This window comes from Marinomonas rhodophyticola, assembly GCF_026113935.1.
Classification (GTDB): Bacteria; Pseudomonadota; Gammaproteobacteria; order Pseudomonadales; family Marinomonadaceae; genus Marinomonas; species Marinomonas rhodophyticola.
Genome location: NZ_JAPEUL010000012.1, coordinates 312802 through 332706, shown reverse-complemented (window position 1 = coordinate 332706; position 19905 = coordinate 312802). Strand labels below are relative to the sequence as shown.

The following is a 19905-nucleotide window of genomic DNA, read 5'->3' as shown; positions in this document are numbered from 1 at the left end:
CAATACCCCCTATGGACGTACATAAACAAAGGACACACGATTAATACCAAGTGATTCACGACCTAAATCCGCCAAATTAACAAAACGAACCCTATCCTTAAACCTATCCCCTAAACCCGCTTGCATAATAGAAATAAGTTGATCACCAGACTCAAGCGCACTCAATCCAGCGGTTTTTTGACTCGTCACAAAACCGACTAAGTTTTGATCAGCCGATAATGCACTAACAAAGCGTCGTATCCTGGGGATATCTTGAACGTCCATTTGAGCCACTATCTCAAATTCAGTTCCGTTTGCTCGCGCCGACTTCACTTCATCCAAGCGAACCATGACATCGCCAGCACCACGACGGTTTATGTACAAGACTTGATAAATATCTTGTGGATTTTTGACCACTAACAAAAATTGACTTTGATCTGGGCCATAAAGAAGGTAGTCACCGAAAAAGTTATTCGCCCATGCATTACTGCTACCACAGCTACGACTATCGCACTCAAATAAGACCATTCGACCATCAACCGCCATTTGTGTGCGGTAGTGTGCATAAACATCAGACAACACCGCATTACGATGAATCTTATAGAGTGATGAGAAAAGATCACCTTCCACCCGCTCAACACTCTCTGGCTCCCAACCGCTTCCGGCGCGACTTATTTTGCCAAGCGGTATTTCAGTAAACTGCCCTGTTTGCGAGTTACTCTTCACCAACTGAGCATCTCGGTATGGCTCTATCCCTAAAATCCCAGCCGTCGAGAAGCCACTAAAAAAAGCCAATAAAGAAAATGACACCACACGTAACGTAAGCATATAACCTTCCTTTCACCCAATCCGGGATGGATAACTTTGCACAATACCAAACAACAAAGACACCCTATTAATTTAGATCGATAAATCGATGAATTTCCGTCGCAACAGCAAAACATGTTTCAGGTTCGAGGTGAAAATGATGATTACCGTCAAGCCATTTGAGCTTTATCCATGGAAACTGAGCCGCACGCTTTTCAACTAGGTTGCGATCATTTTGATAAATACCAGACTTAGCAACCAGAGCTAAGGTAGGACACTTAATCTCTTGAATGAAAGCCTCAACACCCTCTTCATCCATGCGAAATGGGGACGGAAACGTCAGTTTAGCATCGTGTCGCCACACCCAGGCATCGTCCACATTTTGTTTAGCACCACGATCTACCAAAATTTTCGAAGCCGATTTAGACAGCTGGGTAAAACCCTCCATTCGCGCAAGCACCATGTCCTCTTTCGTTAGATAGCTGGTTTCTCTGCCTAAACGAAATTTAGCCATTTTATTGACAGCCCTTTGCAACGTCACTACACGATCAGCAGGTGTTCCCGTCAAAGGCCCCATATTATCTAACACAATTAGGCCTCGGACTTTGTCTGGCGCAATGGCCGCGACCAACATCGCTACCGCCCCTCCCATACTGTGCCCGATTAACCACACGCTCTGTTTAGACTGGTTCAATATAGACACCACATCTAAAACATAATCCCACAGGTGATAAAAACTTCCTGCTGGCCGATGCAAAGACAGACCATGCCCTGCGAGATCTAACGCGATATGGGAGAAATCAGACAAATGAGGAGACAAATTAGAAAAGCTCGCTGCGTTATCAAGCCAGCCATGCAAGGACAAAACTTTAAAAGCGGATGAATTTTTAGGCAGCCACTGCAACCCAGCTATTTCCGTGTGCGCAAGCTTATAAACAATATCATTTCCCATATTTGCTCTTTACCAATCCAAAAAATTTACTTCAATCATTCATGATGGCGAAAAACACCAACGAAATTGGCAACAGGCCCCAGCAAATAACTCCCCTTCAACCGAGGCCAAAGTCCCAGTAGTCATAGCGAAATTGATAGGTAAAGGCTGATCCACCAAATAATCCACAAATTGATGAGAAAACGGTTGGTGCGTAACCAATAAAATTGACTCATAAGGCAGATCATTTAACCATAACGCCACATCAATTTTTTGGCCATTAGGAGTAATGAAAGGGCAATCTTTCATTTCAACCGAAGTATCTAGACTGGCTAAAAAAGTCTTTGCCGTTTGCTGGTCCGAACATAAGGACTCACGAAAACCACATCAATTGCCTCACCTCGTTCACGAAATGCTTGTGCCGCCATTTTTACCTCAGCCACTCCAAGCTCAGTAAGCTCACGACTTTCATCATGAGCATAACCATATGGCTGGGCATTGCCGTGGCGTAAAACATAGAGACGCTTAAGCTTCCTCATCCACACCTTCCGAGGGCCAAGGTTGAAATGGAAAAGGCTTTTCTTCTGACTGGAAAGACAAAAAAGAAAATATTTGACCAATAAAAGCGGTAACACTGTTTAGCCAAGAAGACAGCATGATAGGCTCATGTTTTGAACCTAATTTGACCAAGCTCACTAGCAACAGCAAAATACCAAACACAGTCACCGCAATATTTAGCACAACCCAATACAGCAACATGAAAATTACCCGAAACCAAAAACCTTGATCAGCATAACCTGGCTTAGACATTGTCATTCTCCTCGTTTGTCGCAAATTCGACATCCCATTTTTGCTCCCCCGTCATCATTGAACCAATCAACGACTCCAACTGGGCATTTTCAAACAATAATTTAGACAAACCCTCAGCAAGCGGCATATAGAGCCCATGCTTATGAGCTTCATCAACCACCATTTTTAAAGTATTCACCCCTTCAGCAACCTCGCCAAGTCCCCCAACGGCTTCGTCCAAATTATGACCGGAACCAATAGCAAAACCTACTCGATAGTTTCGACTCAACGGCGAAGTACAAGTCGCAATCAAATCCCCCATTCCTGCCAGTCCGAGAAACGTCATTGGATTTGCACCAAAATGCACAGCAAATCGGCTCATCTCAGCCAGACTGCGCGTCATAATCATCGACATGGTGTTCTCCCCTACATTGAGCGCTTTGGCAAGACCACACACAATCGCATAAATATTTTTTAGAGCGCCCGCTAATTCAACCCCCTTACTGTCTTTGTTTTCATATACACGAAACGTCGGGGATTTGAGTAATTCAATCACTCTACGGCGAACTTGATCGTCCGCACTGGCAATAACTGTTCCAGTCATTTGACCTGCGGCTATTTCTTTCGCCAAATTCGGACCACTCAGAACACCAATCTTTTGCGTTATAGGGTTTCGACGCAAAACATCACTCATAAGTTCAAAACGATTTGGATTAAATCCCTTTGTGGTGCTAATTAATATTTTATCTGCCGTCAACAAAGGTTCAATGCGCTGCACAACTTGTTCAAAAGATTTGGACGGAATTGATACAAAAACAGTATCACTGTCTCGAATGGCTTGCTCTAAATTACTGGTTGCTAACAATTCTCGATGCAAAGGCGCATTAGGCAAATAACGACTATTCAAGCCGGTTAAATTAATCTCTTCCACCTGCTCTTCATTACGCATCCACTGGCTCACCTGATGGCCATTTTTCGCCATAATATTCGCCAAAGCCGTACCAAAACTACCACCACCCAATACACATACAGAATGCTTCATATTGACTATTTCTCTTTAAAAATATCGTCCAATTATAAAAAAATGAACCAAACTAAGACGAACAGCTTACTTCTAATGATCTACCCCATTCTGGCGATCTTTGCGCAAGACTGTCGGATTCTGGATGTTCATCAAAAGGATGAGTAAGCACATGCAACAAACGTCGAAAGGGCAAGTAATCTCCTCGTTCAGCGGAAAGAATTGCCTCATGTGCCAAATAATTCCTGAGTATAAACTTCGGATTAACCGCCAACATAGAGGCATTCACCTGAGACCAGGCATACACACTTTTGATCCGCGCAGCCTCATATTGCGCAAGCCAAACTGACATTTTTTCGCGATCAACCACCTCATCTAATATAGGCGTGTAAACGCCTTGCTCAAGATGACTCAACAAACGGAAAAAAACATTATAATCCATTTTTTCTGATGCCAATATTGACAACAATGACGGCAATAAAGCATGAACATCATGCGCTGAATCTAACCCCATCTTACTCATCATCAGAACATCGTAATGAGACTGCAACTCTGGCTCATAACATTGCAAAATGGCAATAAGCTGATCGCGCTCAAGGTGTTTTGAAAAGCAACGCATCAAACAGTTAAGATTCCATAAACCCACACCAGGCTGCCGAGAAAAGGCATAACGCCCCTCGTGGTCAGAATGATTGCAAACCCAATCGGGTTCATAATCCTCCATAAAACCATAAGGACCGTAGTCAATCGTCTCTCCGGTGAACGAGAAATTATCGGTGTTCATCACGCCATGTTGAAAACCAACAGATTGCCACTTCGCCATTATTCTAGCGGTACGCTTAACCACTTCAATCAACATACTTTCTAGGGGAGACTCAGCGGCCAAACACTCGGGGTAATAGTGTGTAAGACAATATTCAATAAGCTGATCCAGCTCCGCCTGCTTACCTTGATAAAAAAAGTATTCAAAATGACCGAAGCGGATATGACCTTGCGCAACTCTTAATAACATCGCCCCCGCCTCTGGCGTTTCTCGATACACAGCTTCTCTGCTGTCGTAAAGCGCTAAAGCGCGAGACGAAGGGATAGAGAGCGCCGTCATGGCCTCACTGGCTAAGTATTCACGAATACAAGAACGCAACACAGCACGACCATCGCCTCGACGAGAATAAGGTGTCGGCCCAGCCCCTTTCATGTGCAAATCATACAAAAGGCCATCTTGACCACGAACCTCACCTAACAAAACGCCTCGACCATCTCCTAGTTGAGGCGAAAAGCCACCAAACTGGTGACCGGCGTACACCATGCTTAGACTGAGCGGCAATGCGTCTTCGCCACTCAAAATGCGTTTGGTTTCAGTGGATTTAATATCAATGGACAGAAAAGAAGCGAGCGATTGATTAAACTCTACCAATCGCTGCTCAAGAAGTGGCTGGACAAGGGTTTTCGAAGAAAACGCCTCCCCCAGACTGGCAAAATGGTGCTCTAAATTCATTTTATCTCACTTAAAAATTAAGCGATCTTTATAGCGAGGTATCAACCATGTACTCACAGCGAATGCTCTCGCCCACAACCCTTTCAATTTCAGGGATCATGAACGCATCGTCCTCGCTCGCAAAACTGACCGATTTGCCCGTTTCACCACCGCGGCCAGTACGGCCGATGCGATGCACATAATCTTCAGGGTCTTCCGGTAATGAATAGTTAACAACGAGTTCTACGTTATCAACATGAATACCACGACCTGCAACATCCGTTGCCACCAGCACCTGAATGATACCCTCTTTGAAGTTGTTTAATGTCTTAACTCGCTTATCTTGAGCCACTTCGCCAGATAAGATCGCACAGTTGATGTTTGCTTTACGTAGACGCTCGTATAAATCACGCGTTTCATCACGACGATTAGCAAAAATAATCGTACGCTGACCGCCATTTTCATTAATCAGCTGTTTTAAAACGGGCCATTTTTGATCCGCTTCAACCGTATAAATCACCTGATCAATGTTCTGATTGGTGGCTTCTTTTGGCACCACAGAGACTTCTTTTGGAAAATACGTCCATTGCTGCGCAAGCGCCTGAATGTCTTTCGGGAAAGTCGCACTAAATAGCATGGTTTGCCTTAATTCTTTATGCGGCGTCATACGAATAATACTTTTTACATCAGGAATAAAGCCCATCGACAGCATACGGTCGGCTTCATCCAACACCAAACATTCCACTTTACCCAATTGCACCTTACGGCTGCGCGCGAAGTCCAACAAACGCCCTGGTGTCGCCACCAAAATATCAACATTTTCGGTTTCCAAGGCGATCTTTTGCTTTTCGTAACTCAATCCGCCGACCAAAGTCACCACATTCAAATGGCAGTTTGATGTCAGCTTTACCGCTTCATCCGCAATTTGAATGGCCAGCTCACGAGTAGGCGCAATAATCAAACCGCGAGCAACGTTATTAGGACGCTTCTCTTCAAGGGGATAATCCAGAAAATCACTGATCATCGCTATCAAAAATGCAGCCGTTTTACCCGTTCCAGTTTGGGCCTGTCCGATAATGTCATAACCCAGTAAGGTCATAGGCAGAGTTTCAGCTTGAATTTCACTGCAATACTCAAAACCCATTTCCGCGATAGACTTAATCACACGATCAGGTAGATTTAAATCATGAAAGCGCAACTTTCCATCTACCTTAGCAACCGGAAAATCCTCTATGGACCAAATAGCATTTTTTCCACTACCCGTCGTCACGGCTTCATGACCAACTTGGGTATTGGATTGAACTCCATTTTGAGCCTCATCATTATTTCTTGGTCGCTTGTTTGGGCGACGGGTGCGTTTTGGTTTTGTGCTAATTTCTGATGGTGCTTCTTGAATTTGGTTTTCCATATTGGAATCTTTACGCTTCTATGTTTTGAGGTTAATGATCTTTGCAAAGAGTGTACCTAATTGGTAAAGCTTTATCACCCCTTGCTTACGCTTTGTCAGTCTATTGATACTTATAAGGTGGCAAGCTGTTAATTAATTGCGACCCATAACGCTTGGTGCGCAATCGCTTATCTAAAATATGTATTTCACCAGCGTCTTGTTCACTTCTCAGCAGCCTGCCTGTGGCTTGAACTAAACGCAATGAAGCGTCGGGAATGGTGATCTCCATAAACGGGTTGCCACCACGCTTTTGTATCCATTCAGCCAGAGTGGCTTCAACGGGGTCGTCCGGCACAGCAAAAGGAATCTTCGCAATATATACGCAGGTTAAGTACTTTCCTGGCAAGTCTACACCCTCTGCAAAGCTTGCCAATCCGAGCAACAAGCTGCCTTTACCCTCATCAATACGCGCTTTATGAGAATCCAAAATGACGCGCTTGGATTGCTCTCCTTGCATCAACAAGATTTCTTGCAGCTTAGAAGACAAAGACTGCGCCACTTCTTCCATTTGCCGACGAGACGAAAACAACGCCAAACTGCCTTTCTCAACATCAACATGCTCGTTCAAGTAGGTAATGATCTCAGCGGTATGCTGCTCTACTCTATTGGGACTCATTCACCATATTGGGCACAATCAGCAAACCATTTTTTTGAAAGTCAAACGGACTCAATACCCGTAAATATTCACTTTCATAGGGCACTCCAGAGCGCATATTAAAACGATGGAACTGGTTAAGAGCGGTCAGCGTTGCAGAGGTCACCACCGCACCAAAACACTTATCCCATAATTGTTGTCTTAATGTATTCGCGGCAAGAATAGGCGAACCGCCCAATTCAATATCTTGCTCCATCCCCTGGCCGGATAACACCAACCAACGAGCATTTGGGGGAAAGTTCTGATCATCAACAGCAGAGTATAATCGCCACAAACCAACACATTGCTCTAAGCGACCAAGAATAACACCCAAAATAGGCTGCCACGTTTCGGCGGTTTCAGGCGTCACACCCATCCCTTCATTTTGTTTTGTCTTCTTGCATTCGTCCTGAATACTTTCAATATTGTTAAATAACTTTTGATAAGACGTTTGCAAGCTATAAGCCAATTGCCGCAATTCGTCTGGAATTTGACCAAACTCGAAGCGATGCTGATTATTATCTTGATCCAACCCCAAGCCTTGAATATAAGGCGCTAAACCTTGCTGCGCATATTGAATAAAGTTCACAATACTCTGTATTTGCTGAGGTATCTTTAATAAAAGCTGGCCGGTGACGCTCACGTCATCCGTTAACTCTTGTTTTAAATTCACTAAGTTTTTTTCTAACTGGCGCAACCAAGTAATACTTTGTTGCAAACGCACTTCATGGCGGAAATGCCCGATCGCTTTATCCGGCAGGTGATGCCCTTCATCAAATACATATATTGTATCTTTTGGTGGCGTCAAAATAGCGCCGCCCCCCAATGACAAATCAGCGAGCACAAGGTCATGATTGGCTACAATAACATCCGCCACTTCGATCTCGGCACGCGCCTTAAAAAATGGGCAGGCGGAGTAATTCGCACAATTACGATTTGTACATTGTTGATGATCGGTCGTTAAGCGTCGCCAATCTTGATCACGAACGATACCTGCCCAGTTGTCTTTATCGCCGTCCCACTCACCTTTTTGCAAAGCAGCGTCCATTTCTTGATAAAGCACGGTATTAATATCATCTGAATGAAGATGTTGTTCAAAAAGACCTGCGAACATATCGTCCATTGCTTGCTCTTCAGAATTGAGAAAACCTTCCAGATTATTCAAACACAGGTAACGTCCACGCCCTTTGGCAAGCGTGTATTTAAAGCTAAGCTGGGTGTGCTCTAACAGATCTGGCAACTCTTTGTGTAAGATTTGCTCTTGCAGCGCGACAGTGGCAGTGGAAATAATTAATTTTAACCCTCGCGCTTTGGCAATTGGAATAGCAGCCAGGCAATACGACAAGGTTTTCCCCGTCCCCGTTCCTGCTTCAATCACAGCAACATGCTTTTCTCCTAATCGCTCACCCTCTGAGCCGCGATTAATGTTACCCAAGGTTCGCGCGATCGCAGCAATCATTTGACGCTGTCCAGACCTTGGTTTATGGGACTTGGCATCCAAAGAAGCTCGGTATGCAAGTTGAATTTGTGTTTTTAGTTCATCTGAAAGCATTTATATCATTGAGTATCGTTAAGAATGCTGTATATAATAACAGTTACTGTATAAACAACCAGACAACTTATGATTAAACTAACCAAAAGACAATCTGACGTACTAGAAACCATTCGCGAATTTATTGGTGAAACAGGGTTTCCGCCAACGAGAGCAGAAATAGCGCACCGATTAGGGTTTAAATCCCCTAATGCGGCTGAAGAGCATCTCAAAGCCTTATGCAAAAAAGGCGCAATTGAAATGCTGTCTGGCGCCTCAAGAGGGATACGCTTAGTTGAGCGAGCTTCTAATGACGATCTAACAGAAGACCTTGGCCTACCTGTCATTGGCAAAGTTGCTGCTGGCTATCCTATTTTAGCCCAAGAGAACATCGCCTCACACGTGAACATACCTGCCAGCATGTTTTCTCCACAAGCAGATTATTTCTTGTCTGTATCAGGAACCAGCATGAAAAATATCGGCATCATGGAAGGTGATCTACTCGCCGTACATAAAACAACCACAGTCCGTAATGGACAAATAGTGGTTGCACGCATTGGCGATGAAGTCACCGTTAAACGCTTTGAACAAAATGGCAAAATTGTTCGACTAATTCCTGAAAACGAAGAGTTTACTGACATCATCGTTGACCTTGAAAGCGAAGACTTTGCGATAGAAGGCTTATCCGTTGGCGTGATTCGACAAGGTATTTAAACGCTCTTCAATGCACAAATAAAAAAGCGAAGCTTAAGCATCGCTTTTTTATTTGTGCTTATACTCGCTCACAAACTAATGCAGAATTTTTGGTCGAAATTCCTCATCATCAAGATAATCTGAATCTTCATCAAAGAAGGCGTCTTCAGAATAAACAAAATCAATGCCCGCGTGAAACATGCATTTTGCCAACTCAAAATAACGATTCTTTAGATAAGATCGAGTATCATCCAGGATCTGCAATATTGCCAAAGGAACGGTTTCCTCACCATCCTCGCTGGCTGGACGAAGCACGATATCACCATTCTCCAGCTCAACAATTTCTAGGTAGGACTCTTTCATATTCAATACTCTGATGACTCTTCTCTAAAACGCAAAACCAACTCAACCAATTTGGTTAAATAAAAACTCACAGATGCTCCGTTATCACTACCGCGACCAATCAAATTATCGCTTTGAACCGGAGAAGACAAAGAGCCACGACATTCAAATTGCACCAAATAAGCTTGATTCAGCTGAGAACACCAAGACTCGGGGCGTGAAAACAAATCCGCCAGCTCAGTCAGCACCGGAACCATTATCTGTTTTTTTTCAGCTTCGCGTAGCATGCTAGGCACATCTAAAGAACCAGATAATGAATACGTCGTCGACACTTCTTTTAACAAACCATTCAGCGCGCTTCTTAACTGAAAAATCGCTGAACTTTCCGGGCCGACATTAAGCCATGCTTCTTCACTGATTTGACTTTGCTGAATAAAGCGTCTTGCCGTATCCAGCTTTTGGTTTGTCAAACTTGCCAAGGTAACACCGCTCATTTTTTCTTACCTTCTTCAATCACCCATTTAGAGCCAACATAAAATGCCTTCCAACCAGTTGGCTTACCTTCCTCTTCCGTCATGACGTATTGCTCTTTTGTCTTACGACTGTAACGAATAATAGCAGGACGACCTTCAGGGTCTTTCTTTGGTGCATCCGCAAAAAAGTGATATTTAGGATCAATCTGATCCATGTAAGGCAGCAATTCTTCCACTAAAGGCGCACGTGTCTCACGTTTACGCGGGAATTGGCTTGCAGCTAAAAATAAGCCCGTCGCCCCATCACGTAACACATAATGATCCTCAACCTTCTGGCAAGCCAAATCTGGCATAGGCACAGGATCCATCTTAGGTGGCGCAGCTTCGCCATTTTTAAGAAGCTTACGAGTGTTTTTACAGCTCTCATTAGTACAACCGAAATACTTACCAAAACGACCTGTCTTAAGTTGCATTTCAGAGCCACACTTGTCGCACTCAAGGGTAGGACCATCGTATCCCTTAATTTTAAAGGAGCCCTTCTCTACCTCGTAACCAGAACAGGACGGATTGTTACCACAAACATGCAACTTACGGTTTTCATCCATCAAATAGCTATCCATGGCCGAGCCACAGATCTGACAGCGATGTTTATTAATAAGCGCTTTAGATTCACCTTCTTCATCATCAACAGCAATAACCTCATCACCACGAATAAGGTTAATGGTTGCTTTACAGCGCTCTTTTGGCGGCAAAGCGTAGCCTGAACATGACAAGAACACTCCTGTACTGGCTGTACGAATCTGCATCGGACGAGAGCATGTTGGACACGCAATATCCGTCGGCGTCGGCTCATTGAGCATCATACCACCATCAGGCGACTCCGCTTTAGCCAGTACCGTACTAAAATCTTTATAAAACGCATTCAGTGTTTTAATCCAATCTTTATGACCTTCAGCAATATCGTCTAATTGCTCTTCCATTTGTGCCGTAAAACTAAAATTCATCAAGGAACTGAAGCTATCCACCAAACGCTCAGTGACAATATCTCCCATTTTTTCGGCATAAAAACGGCGATTTTCAACCCGAACATAACCACGATCTTGAATGGTAGAAATGATAGAAGCATATGTTGAAGGTCGACCAATACCACGTTTCTCAAGCTCTTTCACCAAACTGGCTTCGCTAAAGCGAGCAACTGGTTTAGTAAAATGCTGCTCAGGCAAAAGCTCTTTAAGATCCAGGTATTCTCCCTGACCAACATCCGGAAGAATATTGTCTTCCCCTTTTTTAGCCACGGTATGCATTGCACGCGTATAACCGTCAAAACGTAAGATTCGCCCTTTGGCTTTAAATTCATAATCCCCAGAAGTAACCGTAATCGTTGTTGACGTATATTCTGCAGGCGTCATTTGACACGCCATAAACTGACTACGGATCAGGTCGTACAAACGATGAGCGTCCTTCTCCATGCCTTGTAAATCATCAACACGAACGGTGACGTCAGAAGGACGAATGGCTTCATGGGCCTCTTGCGCGCCTTCTTTACTGCTATAACGAATCGGCTCTTCAGGCAAATACGCTTCACCAAAATTAGACAGTATATAACCTCTTAATGCCTCGACTGCATCGACACTCAAATTCGTCGAGTCAGTACGCATATACGTAATATAACCACCTTCATACAGACGCTGAGCAAGCATCATGGTCTTTTTAACGCCATAACCTAAACGTGTACTTGCCGCTTGTTGCAACGTAGACGTAATGAAAGGCGCAGAAGGCTTGCTGCTTGTCGGTTTGTCTTCTCGGCTGCTAACCAGATATTTAGCATCAATCAAACGTGCAACATGCTCATCAGATTGCGCCTTATTAACGGGACGATATTCTTTATCTTGATATTTCGCCGCCTCGAATTTGATCACCTCCTTCGAAGGCGTCGCTAGCATTGCATCAAGTTCCCAAAACTCATCAGGAACAAATGCACGAATCTCTTTTTCACGCTCTACAATCAAGCGCACAGCCACAGACTGAACACGACCCGCAGAGAGCCTCTGGCCACTTTTGCCCAAAGCAAAGGCGACACCATAAAGCCAACTACACGATCCAAGAAACGACGCGCTTGCTGCGCATTGACTCGGTTCATATCCAATTCAGATGGCGTTTCAAACGCCGCTTTTATGGCTTTTTTAGTAATTTCGTTAAAAACGACGCGCTTATAACGACTATCATCGCCACCAATAGCTTCACGCAAATGCCAAGCAATCGCCTCCCCCTCTCTATCCAAATCGGTTGCGAGATAGATGGTGTCAGCATTCTTAGCAAGTCGTTTTAATTCATCGACAACTTTTTCTTTACTCGGCAAAATTTCATAGTGCGCTTTCCAGTTATGTTCTGGATCCACACCCATTCTAGAAATTAACTGTTGACGGGATTTACTACTTTTATACTCAAGTTTTTCTTCTGGACTCATCTTACGTGTCAAAGCAGCTTGCTTTGCGCGCTCTTGAGGCGTAGAGGTGGCAGTTGTACCAGTTGGCAAATCTCGAATGTGTCCTACACTCGATTTGACAATAAAGTCGTTGCCTAGGTATTTGTTGATGGTTTTCGCCTTAGCCGGCGATTCCACGATAACCAGTGATTTTCCCATTGAACTGTGTAAGCCTTTTAATAAAGTAGGTCTGCAAATCCACGTTGCACGAAGTTTCATCTCTAGGGGCGCTGATATTAAGCAAACACCTTTTATATGACAAGCGATCCCTGTATTGTTTCACATTAAATCTTGCTGAACTTAGTATTTCTTATTTAACATACTGAATTCATTGCTTAAGGACAATCATGGCTACCCTTCAAATATTAACAATTGCATTTTTGATCATCATTGTGCTTTTGTCTGTTGTTATTGGATCACGTGCACACCAAAAGAAAAAGAAATTACGCAGCGACGCGTTAAACAACTACAACTATCTAATCGAGCAGATCGTGCTGAGCAACATATCCGCGGTTTAAGAGATATTAACACAGACACCATCGCGACGGATGTGCTTTATGACTTCTATCTAGACACACTTCGCGAGCTTCTGCAATATTCCGACGACCCAGAGAAAATAGAAATTCGTATCGCCACTGCCGAAGAAAACCGTAATAATGACCCACATACATTTAACCCGGAACCAGAGCTATTCAGCTTTCAGGAAAAAACCAATTATAGAGAACGCCTAACAAAACTGGCAAAAATGTTACTCTATCTTCGTCGAAAAGGCCGCATCAGCCATTCGCATTACCAAGCATGCTATGAGTATCTACGCTGGCTCAACCTATGGATTCAATTGAATCGCCAAATAGTTCAAGCCAATAAAAACTTTGCCAGTGGCGACATGCGCGTTGCTCAAACGCTTTATGGTGTCATTCTGTCACACCTTAAATCCGATGCGACAGAGCGCCCCGAAAAAAATGCGTTAAAAAACTTTGTTACGGATCGAATTCGGCAAATTTTATCACCTAAAATTGAAGCCATGAAGGACAGCGACAATCCAGAAGAAGTACTAAGCGAACTGATACACAATTTAGACACGCATAAAAAAACTAATCGGCGCTAAAAATCCTCCCCTAACAGGGACTGCTTTTAAGTATTGACGGTTTTCAATTCTGCCAATGAAAAAATCAACGTTGTCAGCGCCGCTAGCACCTCTTCATCTCCGGCTTCACTCCAATACAATGCGACATACTCTGGGGTAATTTTTACCGCAGTGAGCAAGTGACCATAACGTTCCAATGTATTTTTAGATGCGCTATTCAATTCAAAAAATTTACTAGACCACCACCCATCAGCCAAGGCATGATATTTCCATACCTCGAAAGGTAATAACAAAAGCTGCGGCGGCAAAGTAGCAATAGGCTTTAAACGATAAAAAGAATAAGCGATTGTTTTTTGTCGGTTGATTGACTTATCCCACTTGTCAGGAAGGTCAATTGATGTAAGCTGAACGGTAAGACCCAGCTTTCGAGCATGCATACGTAATGCCATGCGTTGACGCTCTTTTTTATGTGGCATGATCCATAATGCCGACCCCATTAATGATAGTGTAATAAAAATAACAATAAGAGCAGTCATATTTTCATGTCTCTCGAGTTTTCAACTAAAATAAGTTAATCAAGCCAATTTTTTGGAGGTGTTCTATGATGTATAACAGAATTCTACTCGCTGTTGATCTAACCGATGAAAGCATTAAGGTTGCCAATAAGGCTGTCGCATTATGCAAAGCAACTGGCGCTGAACTGACCATACTCCATGTCATTGAGTCCTTAAACTATGCCTACGGCGGCGATGTGCCAATCGACATAACGGATATTCAAGCACAATTGCAAGAAACCGCTAAAGAACGTATCGCCATCCTAGAGGCCCAGCTCGATATTCCTGTTAGCGAGAGCTGCATTTCCCAAGGCGGCATAGAAAGCGAAATACACCGCATTGCCGAAGAAAAAAGAGTCGATCTTATTGTGGTAGGTAGCCATGGCCGTCATGGACTAGCACTTTTATTAGGCTCTACTGCCAACGGCGTACTTCATGGCGCACCGTGCGACGTACTGGCCGTCAAAGTTGTGAAAGACTAAACCAATAACGTAAACAATAAACCAATAAAAAGGCGATGCAACCATCGCCTTTTTCTTTATTTTAGCCCACTCTTTTGTTCGACTTTTGCGAAAGACGCTTAATGCCTAGTCCAAGTTGTTCCTTCACGACTATCCAAAAGCTCAATACCTTGACTGGCTAATTCATCACGAATCTCATCACCGCGCGCAAAATTTTTGTCTTTTCGCGCCTGCGCTCTTTCATCAATCAAAGCCTGTATTGCTGCTTCGCTCAGCCCTTCGGACACCGTACTATTTTGCAAAAAGTATTCTGGATCTTGGTGAAGCAATCCAAGCAATTCCGCCAAAGAACGTAATTCCGCAGCCAATTTTGATGCTTTATCCGCGTCCTCAGTTTTCGCTTTATTTAAATCTCGAACCAATTCAAACAAAACAGAAACCGCCACAGCGGTATTAAAATCATCCTTCATTGCTTCTTCGAACCGAGCAGTAAATTCTGTCGATACATAGGATTCTGCAATAGGCTGATGACGCAATGCCGTATAAAGACGCTCTAACGCCACTTTTGCATCATGCAAACTTTGATCTGAATAATCAATGGCACTGCGGTACTGACTAGACACCATCAGGTAGCGAACCACCTCAGGATTAAACTTGGCCAATACATCACGCACCGTGAAGAAGTTACCCAAAGACTTGGACATCTTTTCGTTATTCACACGAACCGCACCACAATGCATCCAGTAGTTAACATAGTCCTTACCGGTTGCCGCTTCTGACTGAGCAATTTCATTTTCATGGTGTGGAAACTTAAGGTCAGGACCGCCACCATGAATATCAAAGTGACTACCCAGGCAATTAGTCGACATGGCAGAACATTCAATGTGCCAACCAGGACGACCATCCCCCCAAGGTGAAGGCCAAGACACTTCGCCAGCTTTCGCTTGTTTCCACAACACGAAATCTGCTGGATGCTCTTTTGCCACCTCGACATCAATTCGAGCACCAGCCAACATATCTTCAAGTTTGCGGTTATTTAATTTGCCGTAATCTTTGAATTTAGTCGCTCGATAATAAACGTCGCCAGAAGTGCCATGATAAGCAAAACCTTTATCAATAAGGATTTGCACCATATCAATAATTTCTTGCATAAACTCAGTGGCTTTCGGCTCACGGTCTGGCATTTTGTTTCCAAGACGCAGTTCATCTTCGCGCTGTGCCGTAATCATTCGCTCAGTCAAAGACTGGGTTGATTCATTATTCTCTTCAGCACGTTTGATGATCTTGTCATCAACATCCGTAATGTTACGAACATAATTCAGCTCATAACCAAGATGACGAATAAAACGCGAAATAACGTCAAAGGAAATCATCGCGCGTGCATGCCCAATGTGACAAAAGTCATAGACGGTATTGCCACAGACATACATGCCGACTTTGCCTTCAACAATAGGTTTGAAAACTTCTTTTTTACCACTGAGGGTATTATAAATCTTCAGCATGCGCTTAATTTCCTTTTGCTTCGATCTTTGCCCAAGAGTCACGCAATGTTACCGTACGGTTAAATACTAAACCGTCTTCTTTTAAATCTCGGCAGAAATACCCTTCACGCTCGAACTGGAAGCTCTGACCTTTATCAGACGTCATCAATGAAGGCTCAACTTTGGCATTGGTTAGCACAGTCAAAGAATCTGGATTGATAAAGTCCAAAAAGGTTTTATCTTCATAATTGGCATCCGGCGCCTCATTGACAAACAAACGATCATAAAGATTCACGGTCGCGTCTACAGCGTGCTTAGCGCTCACCCAATGAATAACACCTTTTGGTTTGTAGTCTTCTGGATTTACACCAAGTGTTTTCTCATCGTAGCGACATAAGAGCCTCTACCACTTCACCCGCTTCATTCTTAATTGCTTCATCACAAATAATGACGTAGCCACCACGAAGGCGAACCGCACCATCCAGTGTCAAACGTTTCCATTTGCGAGGTGGCACTTCAGCAAAATCGGCCGCATCTATGTACAGCTCTTTACTAAATGGCACTTCACGAGTACCCGCTTCTTCGTTTTTTGGATGATTGCCAACCGTGAAGATTTCTTCTTTGTCTGCCGGATAGTTGGTCAAGGTCACCTTAATTGGATTTAACACCACCATGACACGATTTGCGCTTGCATCCAAATCTTCACGAATGGCGTGTTCTAGCATACCAACATCCACAACACCGTCAGATTTGGTCACCCCAATACGCTCACAGAAATTTCGAATAGACAACGCCGTGTAACCACGACGACGCAGACCAGAAATCGTTGGCATACGAGGGTCGTCCCAGCCATGAACATGTTTGTCATCCACTAGTTGCTTAAGCTTACGCTTACTCGTCACTGTGTAGTTTAAGTTCAAACGCGCGAATTCAATTTGCTGCGGATGCGCTGTATTTAATGTTTCTAGAACCCAATCATATAATGGTCGGTGATCTTGGAATTCCAGCGTACAAACAGAATGCGTAATATTTTCCAATGCATCGGACAAGCAATGCGTAAAGTCATACATTGGGTACACGCACCACTTATCACCCGTTTGGTGATGGTGTACATGACGAACGCGATAAATGATCGGATCACGCATATTTATGTTTGGGATCTCGCCATATCAATCTTGGCTCGCAGAACCACTTCGCCATCTTTATACTTACCGTTTTTCATGTCCATAAAGATAGCCATGTTTTCTTCAACGGTACGATCACGGAATGGGCTGTTTTTACCAGGCTCCTTTAATGTGCCACGGTATTCACGCATCTGCTCTGCGTTTAACTCACAAGCATAGGCTTTGCCTGCTTGAATGAGCTGTACCGCAAAATCAAATAACTCGTCGAAATAATCCGAGGCAAATTTAGGCTCGCCGCTCCATTGAAAACCAAGCCATTCCACATCACGTTTAATAGACTCTATGTATTCAACACTTTCCTTCTCAGGGTTGGTGTCATCAAAACGTAGATTACATTGACCGTTGTAACGCTGCGCTAAGCCGAAATTAAGGCAAATAGATTTCGCATGACCAATGTGTAAGTAGCCATTTGGTTCAGGTGGAAAGCGAGTAAGAACCTTACCGCCATGTTTACCTGATTCGTTATCTTTATCAATGATTTGGGTAATGAAATTACCTGGTTTAGACGTTTCTGACATGTTTGATGTAAGTCCCGATAAGTGTTGGTCTAACAATATTGTTACTTTGATCGGTAAGTATATAGTATTTAGGTTTGCATAGGATATTGAGCAGAAAATCTTTTCGGTCTTTTTCTGTTTTTTTTATAATGAAAATCCGTATTTCGCCACGAAAAAAACCAGAACGTCCACTAGAATAGTTAACAATTGCTGCTGACGCCAAATACCCACGATAAAAGCCGCTAACGCACCAAGCAACCAAGGATTTGATAACGAAAATCCATATGCTGATTCGGCATCAAAATCATCGGCGTGATGATGGCCATCAAAACGGAGACAGCGACCTAATCAACACACAGAAAGCCGAAAGAGTGGCATTATAGGTGACGGCACACAAAGATGGAAATTGACTGTAAGCCCTTATCTTTACTCTAGCCCTTTATACTTTCTTATGCAGAGTTTCCTAGTTTGGTATCTCGCGCTTCTGTTATACTCCAACGCTTTATTAACCTGGTCTTTTTTCATTCAAAAAGACCTTTACGAGGACACAAACATGTCTGAAAAAGCCGTCGTGGTATATTCAGGAGGAATGGATTCTTTTACTGTTCTGAATACGGCCATTCAAAACGGATTGGATGTTTACGCTTTATCCTTTAACTATGGGCAAAAGCACAGCAAAGAACTGGACGTGGCCACAAAGGTTTGTCGTGAATTGGGCATTTCCCATAAAGTGGTCGATATCACTGCCATTAATAGCTTAATGGCAAACTCTTCTTTGACCAGCGATGCTGAGATTCCAGAAGGCCATTACGAAGACGACAACATGAAGTCTACTGTCGTACCCAATCGCAATATGGTTCTGCTTTCTATGGCAATTGCCTATGCCGTTTCATTAGAAGCAGGCAAAGTCTATTACGGTGCGCACTCTGGCGATCATCATATCTATCCTGATTGCCGTCCAGAATTTGTGGAAGCCATGAACGCGGTATCTAAAATAGCCAACTATCAATCGGTGGAAATCGTCACACCGTTTTTGCATTCATCGAAAGGCGAGATTTTAAAAGCCGGATTGGCTATGAATCTTAACTATGCCAATACATGGACCTGTTACAATGGACGTGAAAAATCTTGTGGCAAATGTGGCGCTTGCTACGAACGTTTAGAAGCGTTTGCTGAACAAGGTAAAACAGATCCATTAGATTACGAGATCTAACCATTTAGCGGTACAAATAACTTAATTTCTGATTTTAGTGTGTTTGCTTTAGTGCTAATTGGTTTTTGTTCCACAAATGCCCAATTTAGTCATTAAATTTTCAACTAAAGTTATAACCCTTACCTCGACTGTTTTTCGAGATGTAACAGGTGTAACCAAATGTATTCTATTAAAGAAGCCTTTTATTCATTACAAGGCGAAGGCGCTCACGCTGGACGCCCTGCTCTATTTTGTCGTTTTACCGGCTGTAACTTATGGTCTGGTCTTGAAAAAACGCGCGCAAAATCCGAATGTCAATTCTGTGACACCGATTTTATTGGTACAGACGGGCAGCATGGCGGAAAATTTAACACCGCCGAACAATTACGCTCCCATATCGATGCTCTTTGGCCTGAAAACCAAGGACATAAATACGTTGTTTTTACGGGCGGTGAACCCGCCCTTCAACTCGACGATGAACTCATTTCTGAAATGAAACGTCACGGCTACACCATCGCCATTGAAACCAATGGCACAATGGCATTACCCCAAGGGATTGATTGGGTTTGTGTAAGCCCAAAAACAGCCAAACCTTTAGTGGTAACTAAAGGTGACGAACTCAAGCTGGTTTATCCGCAATCACATATCTCACCAGATTTATTTGAAAGCCTAGATTTTACACATTTTTACCTGCAACCAATGGACCAAAGCCACCTAACAGCTGATCAAATTCCACTCATTGACACCCAGCAAGCCACTTTGCACTATTGTTTATCGCATCCAAGGTGGCGTCTTAGCTTACAAACACATAAAATGCTCAACATTGATTAGATAAACGAAACT

General features: G+C 43.4%; 19 protein-coding genes and 2 pseudogenes. 5 read left to right on the top strand and 16 right to left on the bottom strand.

Annotation, left to right across the window (positions count from 1 at the left end; genetic code table 11):
• Positions 1–9: 9 nt before the first annotated feature.
• From ONZ52_RS23770 to ONZ52_RS23725, 10 genes are all read right to left on the bottom strand, one after another.
• Complete coding sequence (locus ONZ52_RS23770) at positions 10–807, bottom strand: DUF4892 domain-containing protein (RefSeq protein ID WP_265221039.1); 798 nt, start codon at positions 805–807, stop codon at positions 10–12.
• A 67-nt stretch (positions 808–874) separates the two neighbouring features.
• Positions 875–1738 carry an alpha/beta fold hydrolase gene (locus tag ONZ52_RS23765; protein ID WP_265221038.1) on the bottom strand — a complete coding sequence of 288 codons (864 nt, stop codon included), beginning with the start codon at positions 1736–1738 and terminating at the stop codon, positions 875–877.
• 39 nt (positions 1739–1777) lie between these two features.
• Positions 1778–2026 (bottom strand): hypothetical protein, encoded by a 249-nt coding sequence (locus ONZ52_RS23760; RefSeq protein WP_265221037.1) that lies wholly within the window; start codon positions 2024–2026, stop codon positions 1778–1780.
• Positions 2027–2049: 23 nt separating this feature from the next.
• Positions 2050–2256 (bottom strand): histidine phosphatase family protein, encoded by a 207-nt coding sequence (locus tag ONZ52_RS23755; protein WP_265221035.1) that lies wholly within the window; start codon positions 2254–2256, stop codon positions 2050–2052.
• Positions 2243–2527 (bottom strand): DUF4389 domain-containing protein, encoded by a 285-nt coding sequence (locus ONZ52_RS23750; protein ID WP_265221034.1) that lies wholly within the window; start codon positions 2525–2527, stop codon positions 2243–2245. Before ONZ52_RS23750 ends, ONZ52_RS23755 begins: the two co-directional genes overlap by 14 nt.
• Positions 2520–3548 (bottom strand): NAD(P)H-dependent glycerol-3-phosphate dehydrogenase, encoded by a 1029-nt coding sequence (locus tag ONZ52_RS23745; RefSeq protein WP_265221033.1) that lies wholly within the window; start codon positions 3546–3548, stop codon positions 2520–2522. The genes ONZ52_RS23750 and ONZ52_RS23745 overlap by 8 nt, the downstream gene beginning before the upstream one ends.
• Before the next feature lie 52 nt (positions 3549–3600).
• Positions 3601–5022, bottom strand: coding sequence for a protein adenylyltransferase SelO (locus ONZ52_RS23740; RefSeq protein ID WP_265221032.1), 1422 nt, complete (start codon positions 5020–5022; stop codon positions 3601–3603).
• A 28-nt stretch (positions 5023–5050) separates the two neighbouring features.
• On the bottom strand, positions 5051–6409 hold the full coding sequence (locus ONZ52_RS23735) for a DEAD/DEAH box helicase (RefSeq protein ID WP_265221031.1): 1359 nt from the start codon (positions 6407–6409) through the stop codon (positions 5051–5053).
• Positions 6410–6509: 100 nt separating this feature from the next.
• Entirely contained in the window at positions 6510–7064 is a 555-nt protein-coding gene (locus ONZ52_RS23730; protein WP_265221030.1) for a helicase C-terminal domain-containing protein, read from the bottom strand.
• On the bottom strand, positions 7051–8634 hold the full coding sequence (locus ONZ52_RS23725) for a DEAD/DEAH box helicase (protein ID WP_265221029.1): 1584 nt from the start codon (positions 8632–8634) through the stop codon (positions 7051–7053). Before ONZ52_RS23725 ends, ONZ52_RS23730 begins: the two co-directional genes overlap by 14 nt.
• A gap of 69 nt (positions 8635–8703) precedes the next feature.
• On the opposite strand from ONZ52_RS23725, the gene lexA reads away from it, so the two are divergent.
• Positions 8704–9327: a transcriptional repressor LexA gene (lexA, locus tag ONZ52_RS23720; RefSeq protein WP_265221028.1), complete on the top strand. Its 624-nt coding sequence runs from the start codon at positions 8704–8706 to the stop codon at positions 9325–9327.
• A 75-nt stretch (positions 9328–9402) separates the two neighbouring features.
• Here the strand turns inward: lexA and ONZ52_RS23715 are convergent, their stop codons facing one another.
• From ONZ52_RS23715 to topA, 3 genes and pseudogenes are all read right to left on the bottom strand, one after another.
• On the bottom strand, positions 9403–9669 hold the full coding sequence (locus ONZ52_RS23715; RefSeq protein ID WP_265221027.1) for a hypothetical protein: 267 nt from the start codon (positions 9667–9669) through the stop codon (positions 9403–9405).
• Between the two features lie 2 nt (positions 9670–9671).
• Positions 9672–10142, bottom strand: coding sequence for a DUF6586 family protein (locus tag ONZ52_RS23710; protein ID WP_265221026.1), 471 nt, complete (start codon positions 10140–10142; stop codon positions 9672–9674).
• Positions 10139–12765 (bottom strand): annotated as a pseudogene (topA, locus tag ONZ52_RS23705) (type I DNA topoisomerase). Before topA ends, ONZ52_RS23710 begins: the two are co-directional and overlap by 4 nt.
• Before the next feature lie 172 nt (positions 12766–12937).
• On the opposite strand from topA, the gene ONZ52_RS23700 reads away from it, so the two are divergent.
• A complete protein-coding gene (locus ONZ52_RS23700) occupies positions 12938–13714 on the top strand; it encodes a DNA topoisomerase I (RefSeq protein ID WP_265221025.1) in 777 nt (258 codons plus the stop codon).
• 26 nt (positions 13715–13740) lie between these two features.
• Here the strand turns inward: ONZ52_RS23700 and ONZ52_RS23695 are convergent, their stop codons facing one another.
• Complete coding sequence (locus ONZ52_RS23695; RefSeq protein ID WP_265221024.1) at positions 13741–14229, bottom strand: hypothetical protein; 489 nt, start codon at positions 14227–14229, stop codon at positions 13741–13743.
• A 65-nt stretch (positions 14230–14294) separates the two neighbouring features.
• On the opposite strand from ONZ52_RS23695, the gene ONZ52_RS23690 reads away from it, so the two are divergent.
• Positions 14295–14729, top strand: coding sequence for a universal stress protein (locus tag ONZ52_RS23690; protein WP_265221023.1), 435 nt, complete (start codon positions 14295–14297; stop codon positions 14727–14729).
• A gap of 98 nt (positions 14730–14827) precedes the next feature.
• Here ONZ52_RS23690 and cysS read toward each other — a convergent pair whose 3' ends face one another.
• Both cysS and ONZ52_RS23680 read right to left on the bottom strand, forming a co-directional pair.
• On the bottom strand, positions 14828–16210 hold the full coding sequence (cysS, locus tag ONZ52_RS23685) for a cysteine--tRNA ligase (protein ID WP_265221022.1): 1383 nt from the start codon (positions 16208–16210) through the stop codon (positions 14828–14830).
• 4 nt (positions 16211–16214) lie between these two features.
• Positions 16215–17891, bottom strand: a pseudogene (locus ONZ52_RS23680) (glutamine--tRNA ligase/YqeY domain fusion protein).
• 532 nt (positions 17892–18423) lie between these two features.
• On the opposite strand from ONZ52_RS23680, the gene queC reads away from it, so the two are divergent.
• Both queC and queE read left to right on the top strand, forming a co-directional pair.
• Entirely contained in the window at positions 18424–19083 is a 660-nt protein-coding gene (gene queC, locus ONZ52_RS23675) for a 7-cyano-7-deazaguanine synthase QueC (RefSeq protein ID WP_265221021.1), read from the top strand.
• A 159-nt stretch (positions 19084–19242) separates the two neighbouring features.
• Positions 19243–19893, top strand: a complete 651-nt coding sequence (gene queE / locus ONZ52_RS23670) for a 7-carboxy-7-deazaguanine synthase (protein WP_265221020.1) — start codon at positions 19243–19245, stop codon at positions 19891–19893.
• Positions 19894–19905: the final 12 nt, after the last annotated feature.